We start from the raw sequence: 17,963 nt of genomic DNA, 5'->3' as shown, positions 1-17,963 counted from the left end.
TCTCTTATTTATCTATTTATAAGGCAATTAAATGAAAAGGAATTTATTATCTTCCGCTATTATAGTCGCTATAATGGCCCTCGGTATCACTGGCTGTGATGATAAAAAAACCGAAACAGAAACTCCCCCGCCCGCCAATAGTCAACCTGCCGCTCCCGCTCCTGAAGCGAAACCTACTGAAGCCCCCGTTGCAAAAGCAGAAGCTAAACCTGAAACACCTGCGCAACCGGTGGTCGATGAACAAGCGGTTTTCGACGAAAAAATGGATATCTATATCAAGTGCTACAACAAGTTACAGATCCCGGTACAGCGCAGTCTGGCGCGTTATGCTGACTGGCTGAAAGATTTTAAACAGGGGCCTACCGGTAAAGAGAGTACTGTTTATGGCATCTATGGCATCAGTGAATCCAATCTCTCTGAGTGTGAAAAAGGCGTAAAAAGTGCTGTGGCGTTAACACCTGCGCTGCAACCTATTGATGGCGTGGCGGTGGGTTATATCGATGCTGCCGTGGCGTTGGGTAATACTATTAACGAAATGGATAAATATTACACTCAGGAAAATTATAAAGACGATGCGTTCGCCAAAGGGAAAACGCTGCACCAGACATTCTTAAAAAATATTGAAGCCTTTGAACCTGTAGCAGAATCTTATCATGCGGCAATTCAGGAAATTAATGATAAGCGCCAGCTTGCGGAACTGAAAAATATTGAACAAAGAGAAGGAAAAACATTCAACTACTACTCTCTGGCGGTCATGATTTCAGCGAAACAAATTAATAACCTGATATCGCAAGATAAGTTTGATGCCGAAGCGGCAATGAAGAAAGTGACTGAACTTGAAACGCTGGTGGCGCAGGCCAAAGAAGCGGATAAAGGCGGCATGAATTTCTCGTTCATTAATTCGGCAGATCAATATCAGCTCGAGGCTAAAAAATATGTTCGCCGCGTCAGAGATAAAGTCCCGTACTCTGACTGGGATAAAGAGCAACTTCAGGATGCAAACTCAAGTTGGATGGTCGAAGACTCTTTCCCGAGAGCGTTACGCGAGTACAACGAAATGGTTGATGACTATAATCGCCTGCGCTAAACATTTTTGATTTTGCTGATCAATGTAATGTCGGATACGGCAGTGGACATCAGCCTGACCGAGCCATCGCAACAGACGAGCTGCTAACCGAAGTGGCAGTGTTGTGCGGATACGGGAGCATATCAATTCATAGTACCGGGGCGATGAAGCCCCGGCGTGAGAGATTATTGCCCGTAATAAGCATTGGCCCCATGCTTACGCAGGTAGTGTTTATCCAGCAGTTCGTTTTGCATGGCAGGAAGCTGCGGCGAGAGCTGGCGTGAGAACAGTCCCATATAGGCGCATTCTTCCAGTACTACGGCATTATGCACCGCATCGGCGGCATTTTTTCCCCAGGCGAACGGGCCGTGAGAATGCACCAGCACCGCCGGAATTTGCGCTGGACTCCTGCCGCGTTCTTCGAAAATTTCAATGATCACTTCGCCGGTCTGGTATTCATACTCGCCGTTGATCTCCTCTGCGGTCATCAGGCGCGTGCAGGGGATGGCGCCATAGAAATAATCGGCGTGCGTGGTGCCCCAGGCGGGGAGATCCAGCCCGGCCTGCGACCAGATGGTAGCGTGGCGCGAGTGGGTATGCACAATACCGCCAATTTCGGCATAGCGACGGTAGAGCGCCAGATGCGTTGGCGTGTCGGACGAGGGCTTTTTGCTGCCTTCCACCACCTTACCGCTGGCTATCTCAACCACCACCATATCGTCGGCGGTCATCACTTCATACTCGACGCCGGAAGGCTTGATCACCATCCATTGCCGCGTCTCGTCTAGCGCGCTGACATTGCCCCAGGTGAACGTCACCAGATGGTGAGCGGGAAGCGCCAGATTCGCCGCCAGCACGTCGGCTTTCAGTTGCTCTAACATAGAAAACCAGCCTCCTGCATACGCGCTTCAATCCACCGGCGTGCCTGAATAATCTCCAGTACCGGCTCGTTGGCTTTTTCGGTCCACATCTCAATCAGAAATGATCCGCGATAGTTAAGCTCATGCAGCGTTTTGAAAATGCCAACAAAATCGACACAGCCTTCGCCAAACGGCACGTCGCGGAACTGTCCGGGACTTTGCTCGGTAACTGGCTGGGTGTCTTTCAGGTGGATCGCGGCGATACGATCAATGCCCAGTTTCAGTTCGGCGGGAACATCATTGCCCCAGGCGCTAAGATTGCCGACGTCCGGGTAGACGGTGAACCACGGCGAGGCGAGCATCTCGTCCCATTTTTTCCATTTGCTGATGGAGTTCATAAACGCGGTGTCCATAATCTCCACCGCCAGCATTACTTGTGATGCCGCCGCCTGTTCGACCGCCCACGCCAGCCCTTCAGCAAAACGTTGCTGCGTGCCTTCGTCATGGTCTTCGTAATAGACGTCATAACCTGCCAGCTGGATGGTGCGAATGCCGAGATCGCGCGCCAGGCGAATCGCTTTACTCATGATTTCCCGCGCCCGTTCGCGTACCGCCTCGTCCCGGCTGCCAAAAGGAAAACGGCGATGGGCAGACAAACACATTGACGGAATGGCAACACCCGTTTCGATCATCGCAGTGACCAGAGAAGCCCTTTGCGCGGCGCTCCAGTCAAGACGTGAGAGCCGTTCGTCGGTTTCATCCACCGACATTTCGACAAAATCAAAGCTACAGCTTTTTGCCAGCACCAGCCGCTCCGGCCAGGAGAGATCTTTCGCCAGCGCTTTTTCATAAATCCCTAACGGATGATTACGCACGTGCGCCTCCCCAGATGGCATCAATTTGCGCATGGAAATCGCCAGCCACCTGCGCCGGATTTGCTGCGCCTGCCAGCGCCCGCCCGGCTATAAACGCTTTCACGCGGATATCTTTAAACAGCGGCAAGTCAGCAGGGGTAATCCCGCCAGTAATGGAAAGCTCAAGGCCGATATCGGAAAGCGCTTTCATGCGTGCCAGATCGGCCTCGCCCCACTGTTGCCCGCTGGCCTGCGCGTCACGACCGCGATGATAAATGGCCTGCCGCACGCCAATACGATGCCAGTCGCGGGCGTCGTCCAGCGTCCAGTTACCAAACAGCTCTATCTGAATTTCACCGCCGCAGTTCTGCGCCATGGCGTGGCCTTTTTCTACCGTGGCGAGCGGCGCGGCGCAGATGATGGTCATCCAGTTAGCACCTGCGGTAAATGCTTGTTGAGCGAGTGTTTCACCAGCGTCGGCGACCTTCCAGTCAGCAACGATGATTTTGTCCGGGCACTGTTCGCGCAAGGCTTTCACCGCGCCAAGCCCTTCGTTTAAGCAGAGAATGGTACCTGCTTCAACAATATCGACACTGTCTTTTAACAGCGTAACGTCGCGCTGTGCGGCCTCAAGTGATGAGTGGTCGAGGGCCAGTTGCAGAAGTGGTCTGCTCATAATGTGTGCTCCTTGATGCGGGTGTGATAACCCTGAAGTGCGGCAATGAGATGCTGATAGCGTTGGTATTTTTGTTGGTAAAGCTGATGGGCGGTCATATCCGGTAGCAGGGTGCGTACCGGGTGCTGTAAGCCTCGTTGGGCTTCGCTGAAATCGCGATAAACCCCGGTGCCGACGCGGGCGGCAAGCGCCGCGCCAAAACAACCGGTTTCTTCCACCTGCGGCAATTCGATTCGTAAGCCGCTAACGTCCGCCAGCATTTGCATCCAGACATCGGAATGCGCTGGGCCGCCAGTCACGCGCAGGGTGTGCACATCAGTAAAACGTTCGCGCATCCGGTTGAGGTGGGTCATATGGCTGAACACTACCCCTTCATAGATGGCCTGCAACAGGTGCGCGCGGGTGTGAATGGCCTGCATCCCGTAGAAACCGCTGGTCATCTCCAATCCGGCGTTGCTGCCGTACAGGAACGGCAGGAAAAAGAGATCGCCACCGGCTTTCGGCAAGCTGGCAACGGCCTGGTTAATCTCATCAAACGAGATTTCTCCCCACTGTGCGGTAAACCATTCGAGGTTGCCGGAAGAGGTAGGGCTGGCTTCGTGAACGATAAATTCACCGTCATTAACGTAGCGACCATAGACATACGGATGCGCTTCACCGTCACCTAAACCGCGGGTTATGCCGCTGGTCACCGCCCAGGTCCCCATCACCGCATTGAGGGTGAATTCGTCTTCGATTCCGGCGCAGAGTGCGGTGGAAACCACATCAAACAGGCCGCCGACAACGGGCGTACCCGCTTTCAGACCGGTCAGTGCGGCTGTCTGAGCGGTGATTTCCCCGCAGATTTCGGCAGATCCAACAACAGGCGGCAGGGCGTGATTGATTTCAGCGATCCCCAGCCAGTCGGTGAGGCACGGGTCATATTCCCCGCGGCTCATGTTGTAGAGATTGGACTCGGAAATATTGCTCTCTTCGCAACCTTTGACGCCGGTTAAACACCAGCGTAGGTAGTCGTGCGTCATCATCACGCAGCCAATTTGCGCGTAGCGCTCCGGTTCGTGCTCTTTTAGCCAGCGTAACAGCGACACCGGATGCCCGGTCCATAAGGTCTGTCGGGTCAACGGGTAGAGTTTTTCCGGGATACCATCTTCCTGCCAGCGACGAACGATTTCCATCGCCCGGCGATCCGAGGACAATATGGCATTACCGAGTGGCTTGTTGTTTTTATCCAGTAAAAACAAGCCTTTTCCTTGTGCGGAGATACCGATACCGACAATTTGTTCCCCGCTAACGCCAGAATGAGTAAGCAGGGCGCGAATGACAGCCATGCAGCATTGCCACAGTTCTGCCATATCGCGCTCTGCCCAACCTGGCTGCGGGCTTAATGCGCACAGCGGCAGGCGCTGCACGCCTGCCTCCCGGCCTTCGCGGTCATACAGCCCGGCTTTCAGCCAGCTACCGCCACAATCTAACCCCAGCCAGTATTGCGTCATGGTTTATTGCACCTCATCCACGGCTTTCAGCAGATCGGCGCCCTGCGGAACATCTTTAACAAACATGTCGCGGACTTGAGTACCCAGTGCGTCGCTAAAGGCTTTGCGGTCGAGATCGGTAATCACTTCCACGCCCGCTTCTTTCATGCCGTCGATGATTTTTTGCTGATCTTCGGCGACCAGTTTGCGCTGATAGCTACCTGCTTCCTGCGCAGATGAGATCAGCGCCTGCTGGAACTCCGGGGTTAAGCCATCAAACTTCGCTTTGTTGATCACCACCAGAAGCGGGGAATAGGCGTGGTGCGTCAGAGAAAGGTACTTCTGCACTTCGTAAAATTTTGCTGACCAGACAACGTTGATCGGGTGTTCCTGAGCGTCGATAGTGCGCGTTTCCAGCCCGGTATACACTTCGGCAAACGGCATCGGGATTGGGTTAGCGCCAAAAACTTTGAATGCCGCGATATTCATCGGGCTATTGTTGGTGCGAATTTTCAGCCCTTTCAGGTCGGCTGGCGTTTTAACCGGTGCGCGCGAGTTGGTGACATCGCGCCAGCCGTTTTCCCAGTAGGCCAGTACTTTTAGTCCTTTACCTTCAAGGGAGACTTTCAGGTCATCACCGACTTTGCCGTCGAGCGTTTTATGCGCGTGAGCGGTATCGCGGAACAGGAAAGGGACGTCGAGCAGGTTGATTATGGGCGAGAGTCCCGTAAAGTTGTTAGAGCCAGACATCTCCATATCAATAGTGCCGCCACGCACGCCGCTGATCATCGCCTGCGCATTACCGAGGGTGCTATCCGGGAACAGTTTTAATTTCAGTTCGCCTTTGGTTTTTTCCTGTAATAATTCATTGAATTTTTTTGCCGCAATATGTTGTGAATCGGTTTGCGATGTTTCATAACCGAAACGTAATGATTGTGCCGCCATTGATGACGTGCTGAATGCTGCCACTCCGGCAATTAATAATGCGTAGGTTACAGAACGTAATTTCATTATGATTTCCTTTTAACTCATCCATTTAAGAGGAGCGGTAATGAGCTCCGGTACAAAAATAAATAATGCTAACAACATGAATAAAACCATGACGTAAGGCGCAACGCCTTTTACCGCATCGTCAAATTTAAGTTTCGCCACGCCGCATACCACGTTAAGAACGTTACCGACTGGAGGCGTAATCAGTGATATTGAACAGTTGATAATAAACATGATGCCGAAATAGACTGGATCTATTCCCGCTTCTTTTACTAATGGCATTAATACTGGTGTAAGAATTAAGACAGTAGGCGTTAAGTCCATGACCGTACTGATCACCATAATGGCGAGCATAATGACGATGAATAATAAGCGAGGCGAATCAACCAACGGTTGTAATAGCTCCGATACCATCATGGGTAATTCGGCGATAGTAATAAGCCATGCAGATACCGCAGCAGAGGCCACCAGGAACATCACCACAGACGTGGTTTTCGCCGCGTTAATCAGCACATGGTAAAGCGTGGCAAACGACATTTCTCGATAGACCACAATGGACACAAACAGCGCGTAGAAAGCGGCAACTGCGCCTGCTTCGGTTGGTGTGAATAGCCCCGAACGGAAACCACCAATAATGATAATCGGTAAAAAAAGCGCCCAAATACCGGAAACTAACGATTGCCAGACTTCCCGCAGTGAGGCTTTCGGCTGGCAAGGTAAATTCAGTCGTTTTGCCTGCCACCACCAGGTAATCATCAGTGTGATGCCCATCATGATGCCCGGCGCGATACCCGCCATAAACAGTTTGCTGATGGAGAGTCCGCTGGAGACGCCGAAGATAATGAGCGGAATGGATGGCGGAATAATAGCTGCAATAATACCGCCAGAACCGATTAGCCCAGCGGCGCGGTTTACCGGATAGTTGGCCTGACGCATCATCGGCACCAGCAGCGCCGCGACAGCTGCGGTATCGGCAACCGCAGAACCGGACAGGCTTGCCATGATCATTGCCGCCAGTACACCAACGTAGCCCAGACCGCCTGGCCTGTGGCCTACCAGCTTCATTGGCAAGTCGACAATACGTTGCGACAGGCCGCCCGCGTTCATGATCTCACCCGCCAGTACAAAGAAGGGAATGGCTAACAGGGAGAAGCTGTCTGCGCCATTTACCAACGTTTGTGCCAGAATTTGCACATCAAAGATATCCATCCAGAACATCAATGAAATGCCGCACAGCAATAATGCCCAGGCGATGGGAACACCAATCGCGATAGCCCCCAACAAACTGACAATAAATATAAGGATTGTCATCGTCAGGCTCCTTGTTGGTTTCGGCTGGGGGTATTTGTGAACTGCCGGTATAAGTGACGTAATTCCAGCATCGCGATAATCAGGCTGGTGGGGATAGCGGCGGCGTACATTAAGCCAACGGGGACACCGAGAATGGGAGATAAGTTGCTCCAGTCCTGCGCTGTTTTTTCTATAGCGCCCCAGGCCAGCCCCAGACACAGCAATAAAATGAGCGTATGGGTTAGCAGCGAAACACGTTGTTGATTAGCAGGTGAGAGTTTTTCGATTAAAAAAGTAACCTGCACATGGCTGTTGTCCATATAAGCAACGATAGCGCCAATAAAGGTTAACCAGACAAATAAAAGCCGGGATAATTCATCAATCGATAATATGCTTGTGTGGAATCCATATCGAAGAATTATATTAATAAAAATAATACAAGACAGTATTGCGATGATGATCGCAAGAATGCCTTCGAGTATCCGTTTCATAACGAGTCCTTCTTGTTATGCAATATGTTTTCATTAATTGATGTTGTTGGTATTCGTAATATTTATTGGAAAACGACTAATCAGACATTCAATGTGCTATTTAAGTGAAACGGATTAACGAGATTCATTCAGAGTGTGAATGCCGTTACGTAATATTTCGATTCGATGTTGTACATCAGCCGTCGCATTTATTTCCAGCAGCTTGATGCCAGCAAAATGCAATGTTGACGGTTCTGCTGCATTAAATAACTCGCGAACATGATCTGTGGTCATCAGGCTTTCTGCACAGAAAGGTGCAAACGGCGCGTGCAAATCCTGCCATTCGCCGTATGCTCCGTTTAGCGTCGTACCAGAGAACATCAACGCGCCGAGTTTCCCGGCCTGTTTCGTCATTTGGGTATGGGTCAGCGGCAACGCTGTATTGCGCCCTTCAATAGCAGAGCGTGCCCAGTTAATACAGATACTGACGTCATAACCGGCAATGACCTGCAGAACATTTTCTAAAGGCAGAAAACCTTTACGGGGTGCAGAAGACGTCATGGCATCGCAGTGTTCCAGCAGCAGTTTGCACGGCCAGTCCCAACTGACGATTTCTTTCAACGAGCGGGCAAAAGCATCCGTCGCTTGCATAACATTGGGATTCGTTGCTAACGGTGCAGCCTGGATCTCCAGTGCGAGGACTTTATTTACCTGCAATGAGTTGATTTTATTCAACAAGTGGCGATAGTACGCCACGCACGCCTGACGCTGCTCTTCATCGCTGGAGGCGAGGCCAAAACCGTTGTTTTCGCTGCGACGACGCATAGTTTCCATCACAGCGGTGACGACAAATTTCCAGCTCTCTGGTGTATGACGGAGTAACCATTGATCGCCAAGAGGATGAAAATTTTCCAGGCAGGGTTGTTCCAGACCGAGAATATCAGGGGTATCTGATAATTGTCGCCAGAATTCCTTCTCTTCCTCTTCACTTCTTTGGTGAAAAGAAGGTGCACAGGGATACGCACCGATAATATAACCGGCATTATTCGCTTTCATTTTGTGCTCCAGTAATAATTTTTTTATAAAGCAGAGAGGGCCACTTTAACCACGATTTTCCGTATTGCCGTTGTGGCATTTTTATTACATGCCGGTCGGTGAACATCCTGCGGGAAGAAAATAGCGTAGCTGCCCGGTATCATTTCTATAAATGATTCATGTTCACTATTGTGATAAAAAATAATATCGCGCTGCTCTAATAGGGATTCGCTGACTTTATTATTTCCTGTATCAATAGCAATGCCGATTTTCTCTTCGCCCCATGCCAGGAACTGGATATCGATATAGCGACGATGCACTTCCGGGCGGTTTTCCACCGCCTCGCGCGTCGTTAAATCGATAATTTGCGCATAAATATTTTTACCGTCGATTTCGACAACGCCCGGCTCCAGGACATTGAAGTTGGTAGCGCGCAGAAAATCGAGCGCCTTTTCAATGGCGGCGGGCAAACGGCACGGGTTAGGTTGCGCGATATGTCCAAAAATCATGGCTTATCTCCTTATAACGCCTGGATTTTTTCCCACACACTGTCATCAACGGTGATGCCGTTACGGCGGTTTTCGGCCAGCAGGGTAGTAAATTCGTGGCCGGGTAAGCGAATGGCCTGATTTTCGTCAGCACGCTCGGCACTGGTAACGTAATCCATGATGCGTTGTAGCTTGGCGTCGCGGGTGGTGCCTTCGATCAGTTTGTCTACTTCAATGGCGATAAAGATTTGCGAAATGCCGTATTCGTCGCTGTTATCCTGGGTGACTTCAGCAACCGATGCACCATCAGAAAGGAGAGTAGCGATCATATCCAGCACAATCGACATGCCCGAACCTTTCCAGTAGCCCATCGGCAAAATGCGGCGATTTTTCTCGATAACGCCAGGTTCTTTGGTCAAATTGCCCTCATCATCAAAGCCACCATCTACCGGGAGCTGACGACCTGCCAGGCGGTTAACTTCTAACATGCCGTAGGAAAACATCGACATCGACATATCGACCATGGTGATCGGCGTGGAAGGAATGGCGACGATCAGCGGGTTAGTGCCGATGCGACATTCTTTTGCGCCCCATGGCGGCATTACGGCGATGGAGTTGGTCCAGCAGATGCCAATGTAGCCTTTCTCCGCCGCCTGCCAGCCATAGCTGCCACCGCGCATCCAGTGGTTGGCATTACGTAACGCCACCAGGCCAATCCCATGATTTGCCGCCAGTTCAATGGCGCGATCCATCATCTTTTTCGCCGTCAGGTTACCGATCGAACGCTGGGCGTCCCACTGCTCAATTGCGCCGAGGCTGGTCACGCGTTTTGGTTGGGCGTCAGGAATGATATCGCCATTATCCAGTTGTTGAATGAAGCGTGGGAAACGGTTAACGCCGTGAGAATAAACGCCGGACTCGGTGGTGCGGGCGAACATCTCTGCGCAGGCGTCAGCCGTTTCGCTGTCAACGCCGCGTGAAATTAAGACCCGATTAAAGGCTGCTTTTAACTGCTCAAATGTTACTTTCATCCCTGGCTTCCTTGTTTTTTTGATCGCTTTTTTGTCTTTAAATTTCAATATGCGAAATTTGATTTCAAATATATCGATCGCGTTTTAACAAAGCAATCCGCGCCGTGAATTTCAAAAATCATTAAAATCAAATGGTTGCAAATTATCTGCCCAGATCGTGAACTATGACACACTTTGCGCTACCATCAGGACGCGACAAAAGGGGAACCTGGACATGGGGAAAAAAGAGGGCGAGATGACGCAAGAAAAAGAAAGGCCAGCCGGAAGCCAGAGCCTATTTCGTGGTTTGATGTTAATTGAGATCCTCAGCAACTATCCAAACGGTTGCCCGCTGGCGCATCTTTCGGAACTGGCAGGTTTAAATAAGAGTACCGTCCATCGCTTATTGCAGGGGTTACAATCCTGTGGCTATGTGACTACCGCGCCCGCCGCAGGGAGTTACCGCCTGACCACCAAATTTATTGCCGTCGGTCAGAAGGCTCTGTCTTCGCTGAATATTATTCATATTGCTGCGCCGCATCTTGAGACGCTGAACATTGCCACCGGAGAAACCATTAACTTCTCCAGCCGCGAAGATGATCACGCTATTTTGATTTATAAACTCGAGCCCACCACCGGGATGCTACGTACCCGCGCCTATATTGGCCAGCATATGCCGCTCTACTGTTCCGCAATGGGCAAGGTCTACATGGCGTTTGGTCACCCGGACTACGTGAAGTCGTACTGGGAAAGCCATCAGAATGAAATCCAGCCGTTAACCCGCAATACCATTACCGAGTTACCTGCGATGTTCGACGAACTGGCGCACATTCGTGAAAGCGGAGTAGCAATGGACAGAGAAGAAAACGAACTCGGTGTCTCCTGTATTGCTGTTCCGGTGTTTGATATTCATGGGCGGGTGCCGTACGCCGTGTCGATTTCGCTTTCGACATCACGGTTGAAACAGGTGGGGGAGAAAAATCTCCTGAAACCACTGCGTGAAACCGCTCAGGCTATCTCTAATGAACTGGGATTTACTGTCAGAGACGACCAGAGTGCAATCACATAACGCTTTAGACAGGTGACAAAACTTTAACATTTCCTTCGTTGGATCAAAGCAGTAGAGGGGCGCTCTCTGGCACTCTGCTGTTTTAGTGCAAAGGAGTGATCATGAACCGGTTTATTATTGCGGATGCGACGAAATGTATCGGTTGCCGTACCTGTGAAGTGGCTTGCGCGGTGTCGCATCAGGAAAATCAGGATTGCTCTGCGTTGTCGCCGGGCGAGTTTATTTCGCGAATTCGAGTCATCAAAGACCATACCTGGACCACGGCAGTAGCCTGTCATCAGTGTGAAGATGCTCCGTGTGCGAATGTCTGCCCTGTGGAGGCGATAAGCCGCGAACATGGGCATATTTTCGTTGAACAATCACGTTGCATTGGCTGTAAAAGCTGTATGCTGGCTTGCCCGTTTGGTGCGATGGAGGTCGTTTCTTCGCGCAAAAAGGCGAGGGCGATTAAGTGCGATCTGTGCTGGCATCGGGCGACGGGACCGGCCTGTGTTGAAGCCTGCCCGACACAGGCGTTGCAATGTATGGATGTCGAGAAAGTGCAGCGGCATCGGCTACAGCAGCAGCCTGTTTGAAACGTTTTTCCGGCGTTTCTCAACGCCGGAATAGTGCGCTTTGTTTATGCCAGATGCGGCGTAAACGCCTTTTCCGGCCTACAAATTCAATTGATTGCAGAAATTATGTAGGTCTGATAAGCGCAGCGCATCAGGCAATTTTTAATGGCTTTCAGCCCAGGCGCGTTCAATCTCTTCCGCCAGAATCTTCACACCCGCCTCAATTTTCTCCGGCTCTGGTACGTAGTTCATGCGCATACATTGATGTGTATGCGGCCACGGTTTATCCAGCCCTGGGAAGAAGTTGTGGCCTGGCACCATCAGCACGCCGCGCGCTTTCAGGCGCTGATAGAGTTGCTCGGTGGTAATCGGCAAATCCTTAAACCATAACCAGAGGAATATTGCCCCTTCTGGTTTATGAATCAGGCAGCGATCTTCCGGTAAATAGCGGCGAATGATGGCGATAGTCTCCTGAACACGCTGGTAATAGAACGGCTTGATGACCGTTTCTGACAGGCGCAGCAGATCGTTACGCTTAATCATTTCACACATTATCGCCGGACCAATGCCGCCAGGCGCGAGACTGATAATGCCGTTCATATTAGTGATGGCGGTGATGATTTTTTCATTGGCGATGATAATGCCGCAGCGCGAACCTGGCAGACCTAGCTTGGAAAGGCTCATGCATAGCACGATATTCGGATTCCACAGCGGGCGCGCTTCGCTAAAGATGATGCCCGGGAACGGGACGCCATAGGCGTTATCAATCACCAGCGGGATCCCGTGCTGATTCGCCAGCGCATCCAGCTTCAGCAACTCTTCATCGGTTATCACATTACCTGTTGGGTTCGTCGGTCGCGAGACGCAAATCATCCCCGTCTCTTCGCCAATGCGCAGATGTTCGAAATCGACGTGATATTTAAACTGGCCCTCTGGAAGTAGTTCGATATTCGGACGCGTAGAGACAAACAGATCCTCTTCCAGCCCGGCATCCGCGTAGCCAATATATTCCGGTGCCAGCGGGAACAGTACTTTTTTGACCCGGCCATCGGCACGGCGTCCGGCAAACAGGTTAAATAAGTAGAAAAAGGCGCTCTGGCTACCGTTTGTTAGTGCAATATTCTGTGGTTCGATATCCCAACCCAGCTTCTCGCGTAACATACCGGCAAGCAGAGACAGCAGCTCCGTTTTCCCCTGTGGCCCATCGTAATTGCACAGCGCATCAGTGGCTTTGCCACTTTCCAGCATGTCGGTTAGCAGCGTCTGGAAATAGTCCTGCATTTCCGGGATCTGCGCCGGATTGCCGCCGCCAAGCATAATCGCGCCGGGGGTGCGTAAACCGTCGTTCAGATCTTCCATCAGCAGCGTAATGCCGGAGTGGCGGGTAAATTTGTCACCAAAAAGGGAGAATGTCATAGCGGGATATCTGTCGAACTCTGTAGCAAGGAAGGTAACAATAACGCTACATTTGCCAGGGTGCAAATCACGCTGTTGACGGGGGATTGACACTTTATGCTGTGGTTTTCGATTAGGCTGGTATTTTAGGCTGCGTGGCTTCCTGACGTACTGCCGCACGGGAAGCCGGAAAAGTTACTGTTGTCCCGCCCAGACGACCATTACTTTATCGTCGCCGTGTTCACGGACAAATCCGTACCCCTGTTTCAGCGAAAGCGCCGTTTGTTTGCCTGCGCCAATGGCTGGATGCCGTGCGCGGAACTGACTGATGCGCTGCCAGTGCGCGACGCTGGCGGCAGATTTACCACTGATATCCTGCCAGTTCATATCAGAACGTGTGCCTTGTAGGGGATCAGAACCGGTGGGGCCGAACGGACGTAAGGATTCATCACCATAAAAGATTTGCACTGCACCTGGCGCGAGTAACAATAACTCTGCTGCTTTGTCGTCCCCTTCGCGGAACAAGCGGGTATCATGCGAGGAGAGATAGCTCAACACATTGAAATCTTGCAATTTCTCGGCCATTTGCTGCCAGGTGGTATCCATCTGCGCCAGGCAATCGACCGCTTTCGCCGCCTGTTCCTGATAATCGAAATTGATCATCGCGTCGAATCCGTGGCGATAGTAGTCGCTTTGCATTACACCATGACCCCAGGCTTCACCGGTCATCCAGAAAGGTGTGTCATCTAATGCTTTCTCGGGGTTAGCTTTTTTCCATTCGCGAAGTGCGGCGCTGGCCTGAGTTTTCAGTTGCTGCCAGGCGGGCAACTCAACATGTTTGGCGGTATCGACCCGAAAACCATCAATACCGTAGTCGCGGACCCATTGACTTAACCAGTGGGTTAAGTAATCGCGCGGCGTATAGCCGTCAATGGCTTTGGCGTGGGTATCCGGTTTGTTTTTATAGAACACCGGCAGACCAGAAGCGGTAGTTGATTCGGTTTTGATATCCGGCAAAAAGGCTAGCGACATGGTGAGATCGTCGAATCCAGGATTGTCGTAATCGCCGATATCGGTACGGATCCAGTTTTTCCCCCACCATTTATCCCAGCCTGTTTTGTCGCTGAAATTAATGTAATCGTTAAAGCTATGCCAGGTTTGCCCGGCGGTAGGTTTCCAGTCGCTCCAGCGTTCACCCAGCGTTTTTTTCACTTCGTCACCTGAAAGGTATAACGCGCCAAACTGATACTCCTGCATATCCGCCAGCGTGGCATAGCCGGTGTGGTTCATCACCACATCAAAAATAATGCGGATACCGCGCTGGTGCGCGCTATCAACCAGCGTCCGTAGATCGGCTTCGTTGCCCATATTGGCATCAAGATTCGTCCAGTCCTGTGTGTAATAACCGTGGTAGGCATAATGTGGGAAATCGCCTTTCGTACCGCCGCCGACCCAGCCGTGAATTTGCTCAAATGGGGCGCTTATCCATAAAGCATTGACGCCCAGCTGCTGGAGATAATCCAGTTTGTTGGTCAGGCCGCGTAAATCACCGCCGTGGAAAGTGCCAATTTCCTCCATGCCGTCTTTATGACGTCCGTAGCTCTGGTCATTGCTGGGATCGCCGTTTTCGAAACGGTCTGTTAGCACAAAGTAAACCGTGGCGTTATGCCAGTTGAAAGGGGCAGGTGCGTCAGTTTCCGCGCGTTCCAATAGAAGTAAACCATTGCTGGTGGCGGCAGGTTGTAACGTTATTTGGCCGTTCTTCACCGTCGCGATTTGCTGGCTGTAATAATCCCGGACTACCGTACCTTCCGGGAAAGTGCCGCTGACATTAAGTGTCAGTGGTTTTCCATCCCATTTTGGGCATTCGCGGACCTGGTTTGCTACCGGTTCGGCGGTGTTCTGGACCGAAATCATCAACGTTGGTGTGCCGGAGCGGGTATCTATTTGCAGCGTATATTCACCGTTCCTGAACAATCGCCACTGAGGGGGCGTGCTGTCGCAAGGTTTGAGAGAAAGCATCTGATTGAGTTTTATCGCATCCGCAGGCTGCCAGCATTGTTGGTTAAAATTTAGCGTCAGCGGTCGCGTACCTTTGGTCAGCTGGGCATGACTAACAAATGTTCCTGCACTTTGTTCAGCAAAGGTGGGAAATCCCTGAGATGTCCAGTCGGCGGCAATGGCAACACTGGGCAGGAGTATCAGAAAACAGGCGGCAAGTTTCATAACGGATGAGTCCTTGTTGCTGCGAATTTCACCAGTTTGCCAGTGATAATACTGGTAAAACTCATCCCTGATGAGGATTGCGCCAGGATGAGACGAAAGGGGGAGTATTTCACCTGAGATTTAAGTTTATTTTTTGCGATAAACCCCACATTTTCTGCGATTTAGCGCCAATCTGAACGGTTAACACGTGACATAGTTTCAGATTTGGACTATTCCTTGGGGTGCTCTTGACAGCTATTTTTGATATGATTTGAGATTCAACTCTCAAATTTGTGAAAAATATAAGGTGTTGGAATGATTAAATCCGACCAGGAGAACTGATGATTTTGACTCCCATACGACGATATGGGGCGATGATTCTTATGTTACTCACTCTGATGTTTTCGAGTGAGGTGTTAGCGAAAACGCACACGACAACAGCGAGTCAAAAGTCCCACATAACCAAAGCTAGTAATAAACAGGTAAGCAGTAAACAAGAGTATTCTCGCAATAGTGCAAAGAGCAGTTCACTTCCTGATTTGCGAAAATACCCTTCCGGAACACCAAGGAAAAAAGCGTTTCTCCGGACCGTAATGCCTTACATTACCAGCCAAAATGCTGCCATTACGGCGGAACGTAACTGGCTGATTTCAAAACAGTACCAGGGCCAATGGTCGCCTGCAGAGCGTGCGCGTCTGAAAGACATCGCCAAACGCTATAAGGTGAAGTGGTCTGGTAATACACGAAAAATCCCGTGGAATACGCTGCTTGAACGCGTAGACATTATCCCGACCAGTATGGTGGCGACGATGGCTGCGGCAGAAAGTGGTTGGGGGACGTCGAAGCTGGCGCGTAACAACAACAACCTGTTTGGCATGAAGTGCATGAAAGGGCGTTGTACCAATGCGCCGGGTAAAGTGAAGGGCTACTCACAGTTCAGTTCTGTCAAAGAATCGGTGAGCGCCTATGTCACTAACCTGAATACGCACCCGGCTTACGCTTCGTTCCGTAAATCACGTGCACAATTGCGTAAAGCTGATCAGGAAGTCACCGCCACAGCGATGATTCACAAGCTGAAAGGTTATTCAACGAAGGGACAGAGTTATAACAACTACCTGTTCGCGATGTACCAGGATAACCAGCGGTTAATCGCTGCGCATATGTAATTGCATTCCCTCGAGCCTTATCCGACTTGTTGGTCGGATAAGGCTTTTGCTCGCATCAGGTGGTTGTGCTGCGTTACCTGATGCGACGCTGGCGCGTCTTATCATGCCTGGCGGCTTTTCCCCTCCTGCTACAGCAGGACCTCGCTGTTTACATCGCGATACTCTTTCGGCGTTGTGTCATATGCTTTTTTAAATACAGAGTAGAAATATTGCAACGATGGATAACCGCACATTTGCGATATTTCGTTGATTGATAAGGTTGTTGAAATTAGCAGGCTGCGCGCTTTCTCCAGCTTCTCGGCATGAATCATTGCGTGTATGGTTTCGCCCACCTCTTCTTTAAAACGCTTCTCAAGATTGGATCGTGATATGCCGACAGCGTCCAGCACCTGATCCACTTTAATCCCTTTACAGGCATGATTGCGGATGTAATGCATGGCCTGAATAACAGCCGGGTCGGTCAACGAACGGTAATCCGTAGAACGCCGTTCAATGACGCGTACTGGCGGGACCAAAATCCGCTGCAACGGCATCGCTTCTTTATCTAACAACCGATGCAGAAGTTTTGCCGCCTGATAGCCCATTTGCCGTGCGCCCTGGGCAACCGAAGAAAGCGCGACGCGAGAAAGATAGCGGGTCAGCTCTTCGTTATCGATGCCAATTACGCATAGTTTTTCCGGTACGGGAATATGCAGATGCTCGCAAACTTGCAGAATATGCCGCGCCCGGGCGTCAGTAACGGCAATAATCCCGGTTTGCGGTGGTAGCGTTTGCAACCAGTCGGCCAACCGGTTTTGCGCGTGCTGCCAGTTTTCTGGTGCAGTTTCCAGTCCCTGATAAACGACACCACGGTACTTTTCTTCGGCGACAAGCTGGCGAAAAGCATATTCGCGTTCGGCAGCCCATCTTTTGCCACTCGACTCTGGCAGACCATAAAAAGCAAAGCGGTTAACGCCTTTTTCTTTTAAATGCAAAAATGCGCTTTCAACCAGCGCATAGTTATCAGTGGCAATGTAATGTACGGGCGGATAGCTTTCTGCCAGGTGATACGAGCCGCCAACCCCGACAATGGGGACGTCGACATCAGCCAACGCTTGCTCGATTTGTTTATCGTCAAAGTCGGCAATAACGCCATCTCCTAACCAGTCCTTGATTTTATCAATGCGGGCGCGGAAATCTTCTTCAATGAAAATATCCCATTCCGATTGTGACGCCTGTAAATATTCCCCCACACCTTCTACAACTTGACGGTCATAGGCTTTATTAGCATTGAACAGTAATGTGATTCGGTGACGTTTAGTAAACATGGTTCTTTTCCTGCTGAATCATGCAAAAACTCAAAACCGGCAACACGTTACCGGTT

General features: G+C 50.8%; 17 protein-coding genes. 4 read left to right on the top strand and 13 right to left on the bottom strand.

Features of this window, described 5'->3' with window-relative positions; genetic code table 11:
* The first annotated feature begins 31 nt into the window (after nt 1-31).
* Nucleotides 32-1,087, top strand: coding sequence for a YiiG family protein (locus tag FEK47_RS04860; protein ID WP_138183126.1), 1,056 nt, complete (start codon nt 32-34; stop codon nt 1,085-1,087).
* 164 nt (nt 1,088-1,251) lie between these two features.
* Here FEK47_RS04860 and araD read toward each other — a convergent pair whose 3' ends face one another.
* The 10 genes from araD to yiaK all read right to left on the bottom strand — a co-directional run bounded on the left by araD (nt 1,252) and on the right by yiaK (nt 10,232).
* Nucleotides 1,252-1,947: an L-ribulose-5-phosphate 4-epimerase gene (araD, locus tag FEK47_RS04855; protein ID WP_135486856.1), complete on the bottom strand. Its 696-nt coding sequence runs from the start codon at nt 1,945-1,947 to the stop codon at nt 1,252-1,254.
* Complete coding sequence (locus FEK47_RS04850) at nt 1,941-2,801, bottom strand: L-ribulose-5-phosphate 3-epimerase (RefSeq protein ID WP_135486855.1); 861 nt, start codon at nt 2,799-2,801, stop codon at nt 1,941-1,943. The genes araD and FEK47_RS04850 overlap by 7 nt, the downstream gene beginning before the upstream one ends.
* Entirely contained in the window at nt 2,794-3,456 is a 663-nt protein-coding gene (gene ulaD / locus FEK47_RS04845) for a 3-keto-L-gulonate-6-phosphate decarboxylase UlaD (protein ID WP_135486854.1), read from the bottom strand. Before ulaD ends, FEK47_RS04850 begins: the two co-directional genes overlap by 8 nt.
* Complete coding sequence (gene lyxK / locus FEK47_RS04840) at nt 3,453-4,949, bottom strand: L-xylulokinase (RefSeq protein ID WP_135486853.1); 1,497 nt, start codon at nt 4,947-4,949, stop codon at nt 3,453-3,455. Before lyxK ends, ulaD begins: the two co-directional genes overlap by 4 nt.
* Nucleotides 4,950-4,952: 3 nt before the next feature.
* Nucleotides 4,953-5,939, bottom strand: a complete 987-nt coding sequence (gene yiaO / locus FEK47_RS04835; RefSeq protein WP_135486852.1) for a 2,3-diketo-L-gulonate TRAP transporter substrate-binding protein YiaO — start codon at nt 5,937-5,939, stop codon at nt 4,953-4,955.
* 12 nt (nt 5,940-5,951) lie between these two features.
* A complete protein-coding gene (gene yiaN, locus FEK47_RS04830) occupies nt 5,952-7,229 on the bottom strand; it encodes a 2,3-diketo-L-gulonate TRAP transporter large permease YiaN (protein WP_167854651.1) in 1,278 nt (425 codons plus the stop codon).
* A gap of 2 nt (nt 7,230-7,231) precedes the next feature.
* Nucleotides 7,232-7,699, bottom strand: a complete 468-nt coding sequence (gene yiaM, locus FEK47_RS04825; protein WP_135486850.1) for a 2,3-diketo-L-gulonate TRAP transporter small permease YiaM — start codon at nt 7,697-7,699, stop codon at nt 7,232-7,234.
* Nucleotides 7,700-7,813: 114 nt separating this feature from the next.
* A complete protein-coding gene (locus FEK47_RS04820; protein WP_135486849.1) occupies nt 7,814-8,734 on the bottom strand; it encodes a DUF4862 family protein in 921 nt (306 codons plus the stop codon).
* A gap of 23 nt (nt 8,735-8,757) precedes the next feature.
* Nucleotides 8,758-9,222, bottom strand: a complete 465-nt coding sequence (locus FEK47_RS04815; RefSeq protein WP_130223019.1) for a YhcH/YjgK/YiaL family protein — start codon at nt 9,220-9,222, stop codon at nt 8,758-8,760.
* 11 nt (nt 9,223-9,233) lie between these two features.
* Nucleotides 9,234-10,232, bottom strand: a complete 999-nt coding sequence (gene yiaK / locus FEK47_RS04810; RefSeq protein WP_130216228.1) for a 3-dehydro-L-gulonate 2-dehydrogenase — start codon at nt 10,230-10,232, stop codon at nt 9,234-9,236.
* Nucleotides 10,233-10,446: 214 nt separating this feature from the next.
* On the opposite strand from yiaK, the gene yiaJ reads away from it, so the two are divergent.
* Both yiaJ and FEK47_RS04800 read left to right on the top strand, forming a co-directional pair.
* The gene (yiaJ, locus tag FEK47_RS04805) at nt 10,447-11,280 is read left to right on the top strand and encodes an IclR family transcriptional regulator YiaJ (protein WP_135486848.1); all 834 of its coding nucleotides are present in this window, start codon (nt 10,447-10,449) and stop codon (nt 11,278-11,280) included.
* 101 nt (nt 11,281-11,381) lie between these two features.
* A complete protein-coding gene (locus FEK47_RS04800; protein ID WP_135486847.1) occupies nt 11,382-11,855 on the top strand; it encodes a 4Fe-4S binding protein in 474 nt (157 codons plus the stop codon).
* Between the two features lie 141 nt (nt 11,856-11,996).
* Here the strand turns inward: FEK47_RS04800 and avtA are convergent, their stop codons facing one another.
* Nucleotides 11,997-13,250, bottom strand: coding sequence for a valine--pyruvate transaminase (avtA, locus tag FEK47_RS04795; protein ID WP_130216234.1), 1,254 nt, complete (start codon nt 13,248-13,250; stop codon nt 11,997-11,999).
* 174 nt (nt 13,251-13,424) lie between these two features.
* Nucleotides 13,425-15,455, bottom strand: a complete 2,031-nt coding sequence (gene malS / locus FEK47_RS04790; protein ID WP_135486846.1) for an alpha-amylase — start codon at nt 15,453-15,455, stop codon at nt 13,425-13,427.
* Nucleotides 15,456-15,775: 320 nt separating this feature from the next.
* Between malS and FEK47_RS04785 the strand changes: the two genes are divergently transcribed.
* Nucleotides 15,776-16,600, top strand: coding sequence for a protein bax (locus FEK47_RS04785; RefSeq protein ID WP_032337158.1), 825 nt, complete (start codon nt 15,776-15,778; stop codon nt 16,598-16,600).
* A 128-nt stretch (nt 16,601-16,728) separates the two neighbouring features.
* On the opposite strand, the gene xylR is transcribed toward FEK47_RS04785, so the two are convergent.
* Entirely contained in the window at nt 16,729-17,907 is a 1,179-nt protein-coding gene (xylR, locus tag FEK47_RS04780; protein ID WP_130210034.1) for a D-xylose utilization transcriptional activator XylR, read from the bottom strand.
* Nucleotides 17,908-17,963 lie beyond the last annotated feature (56 nt).

It is taken from the genome of Escherichia sp. E3659 (assembly GCF_005781135.1).
GTDB lineage: Bacteria > Pseudomonadota > Gammaproteobacteria > Enterobacterales > Enterobacteriaceae > Escherichia.
Note: the sequence above shows the minus strand (reverse complement) of the source record. Positions and strands in the feature narration are given on the sequence as shown.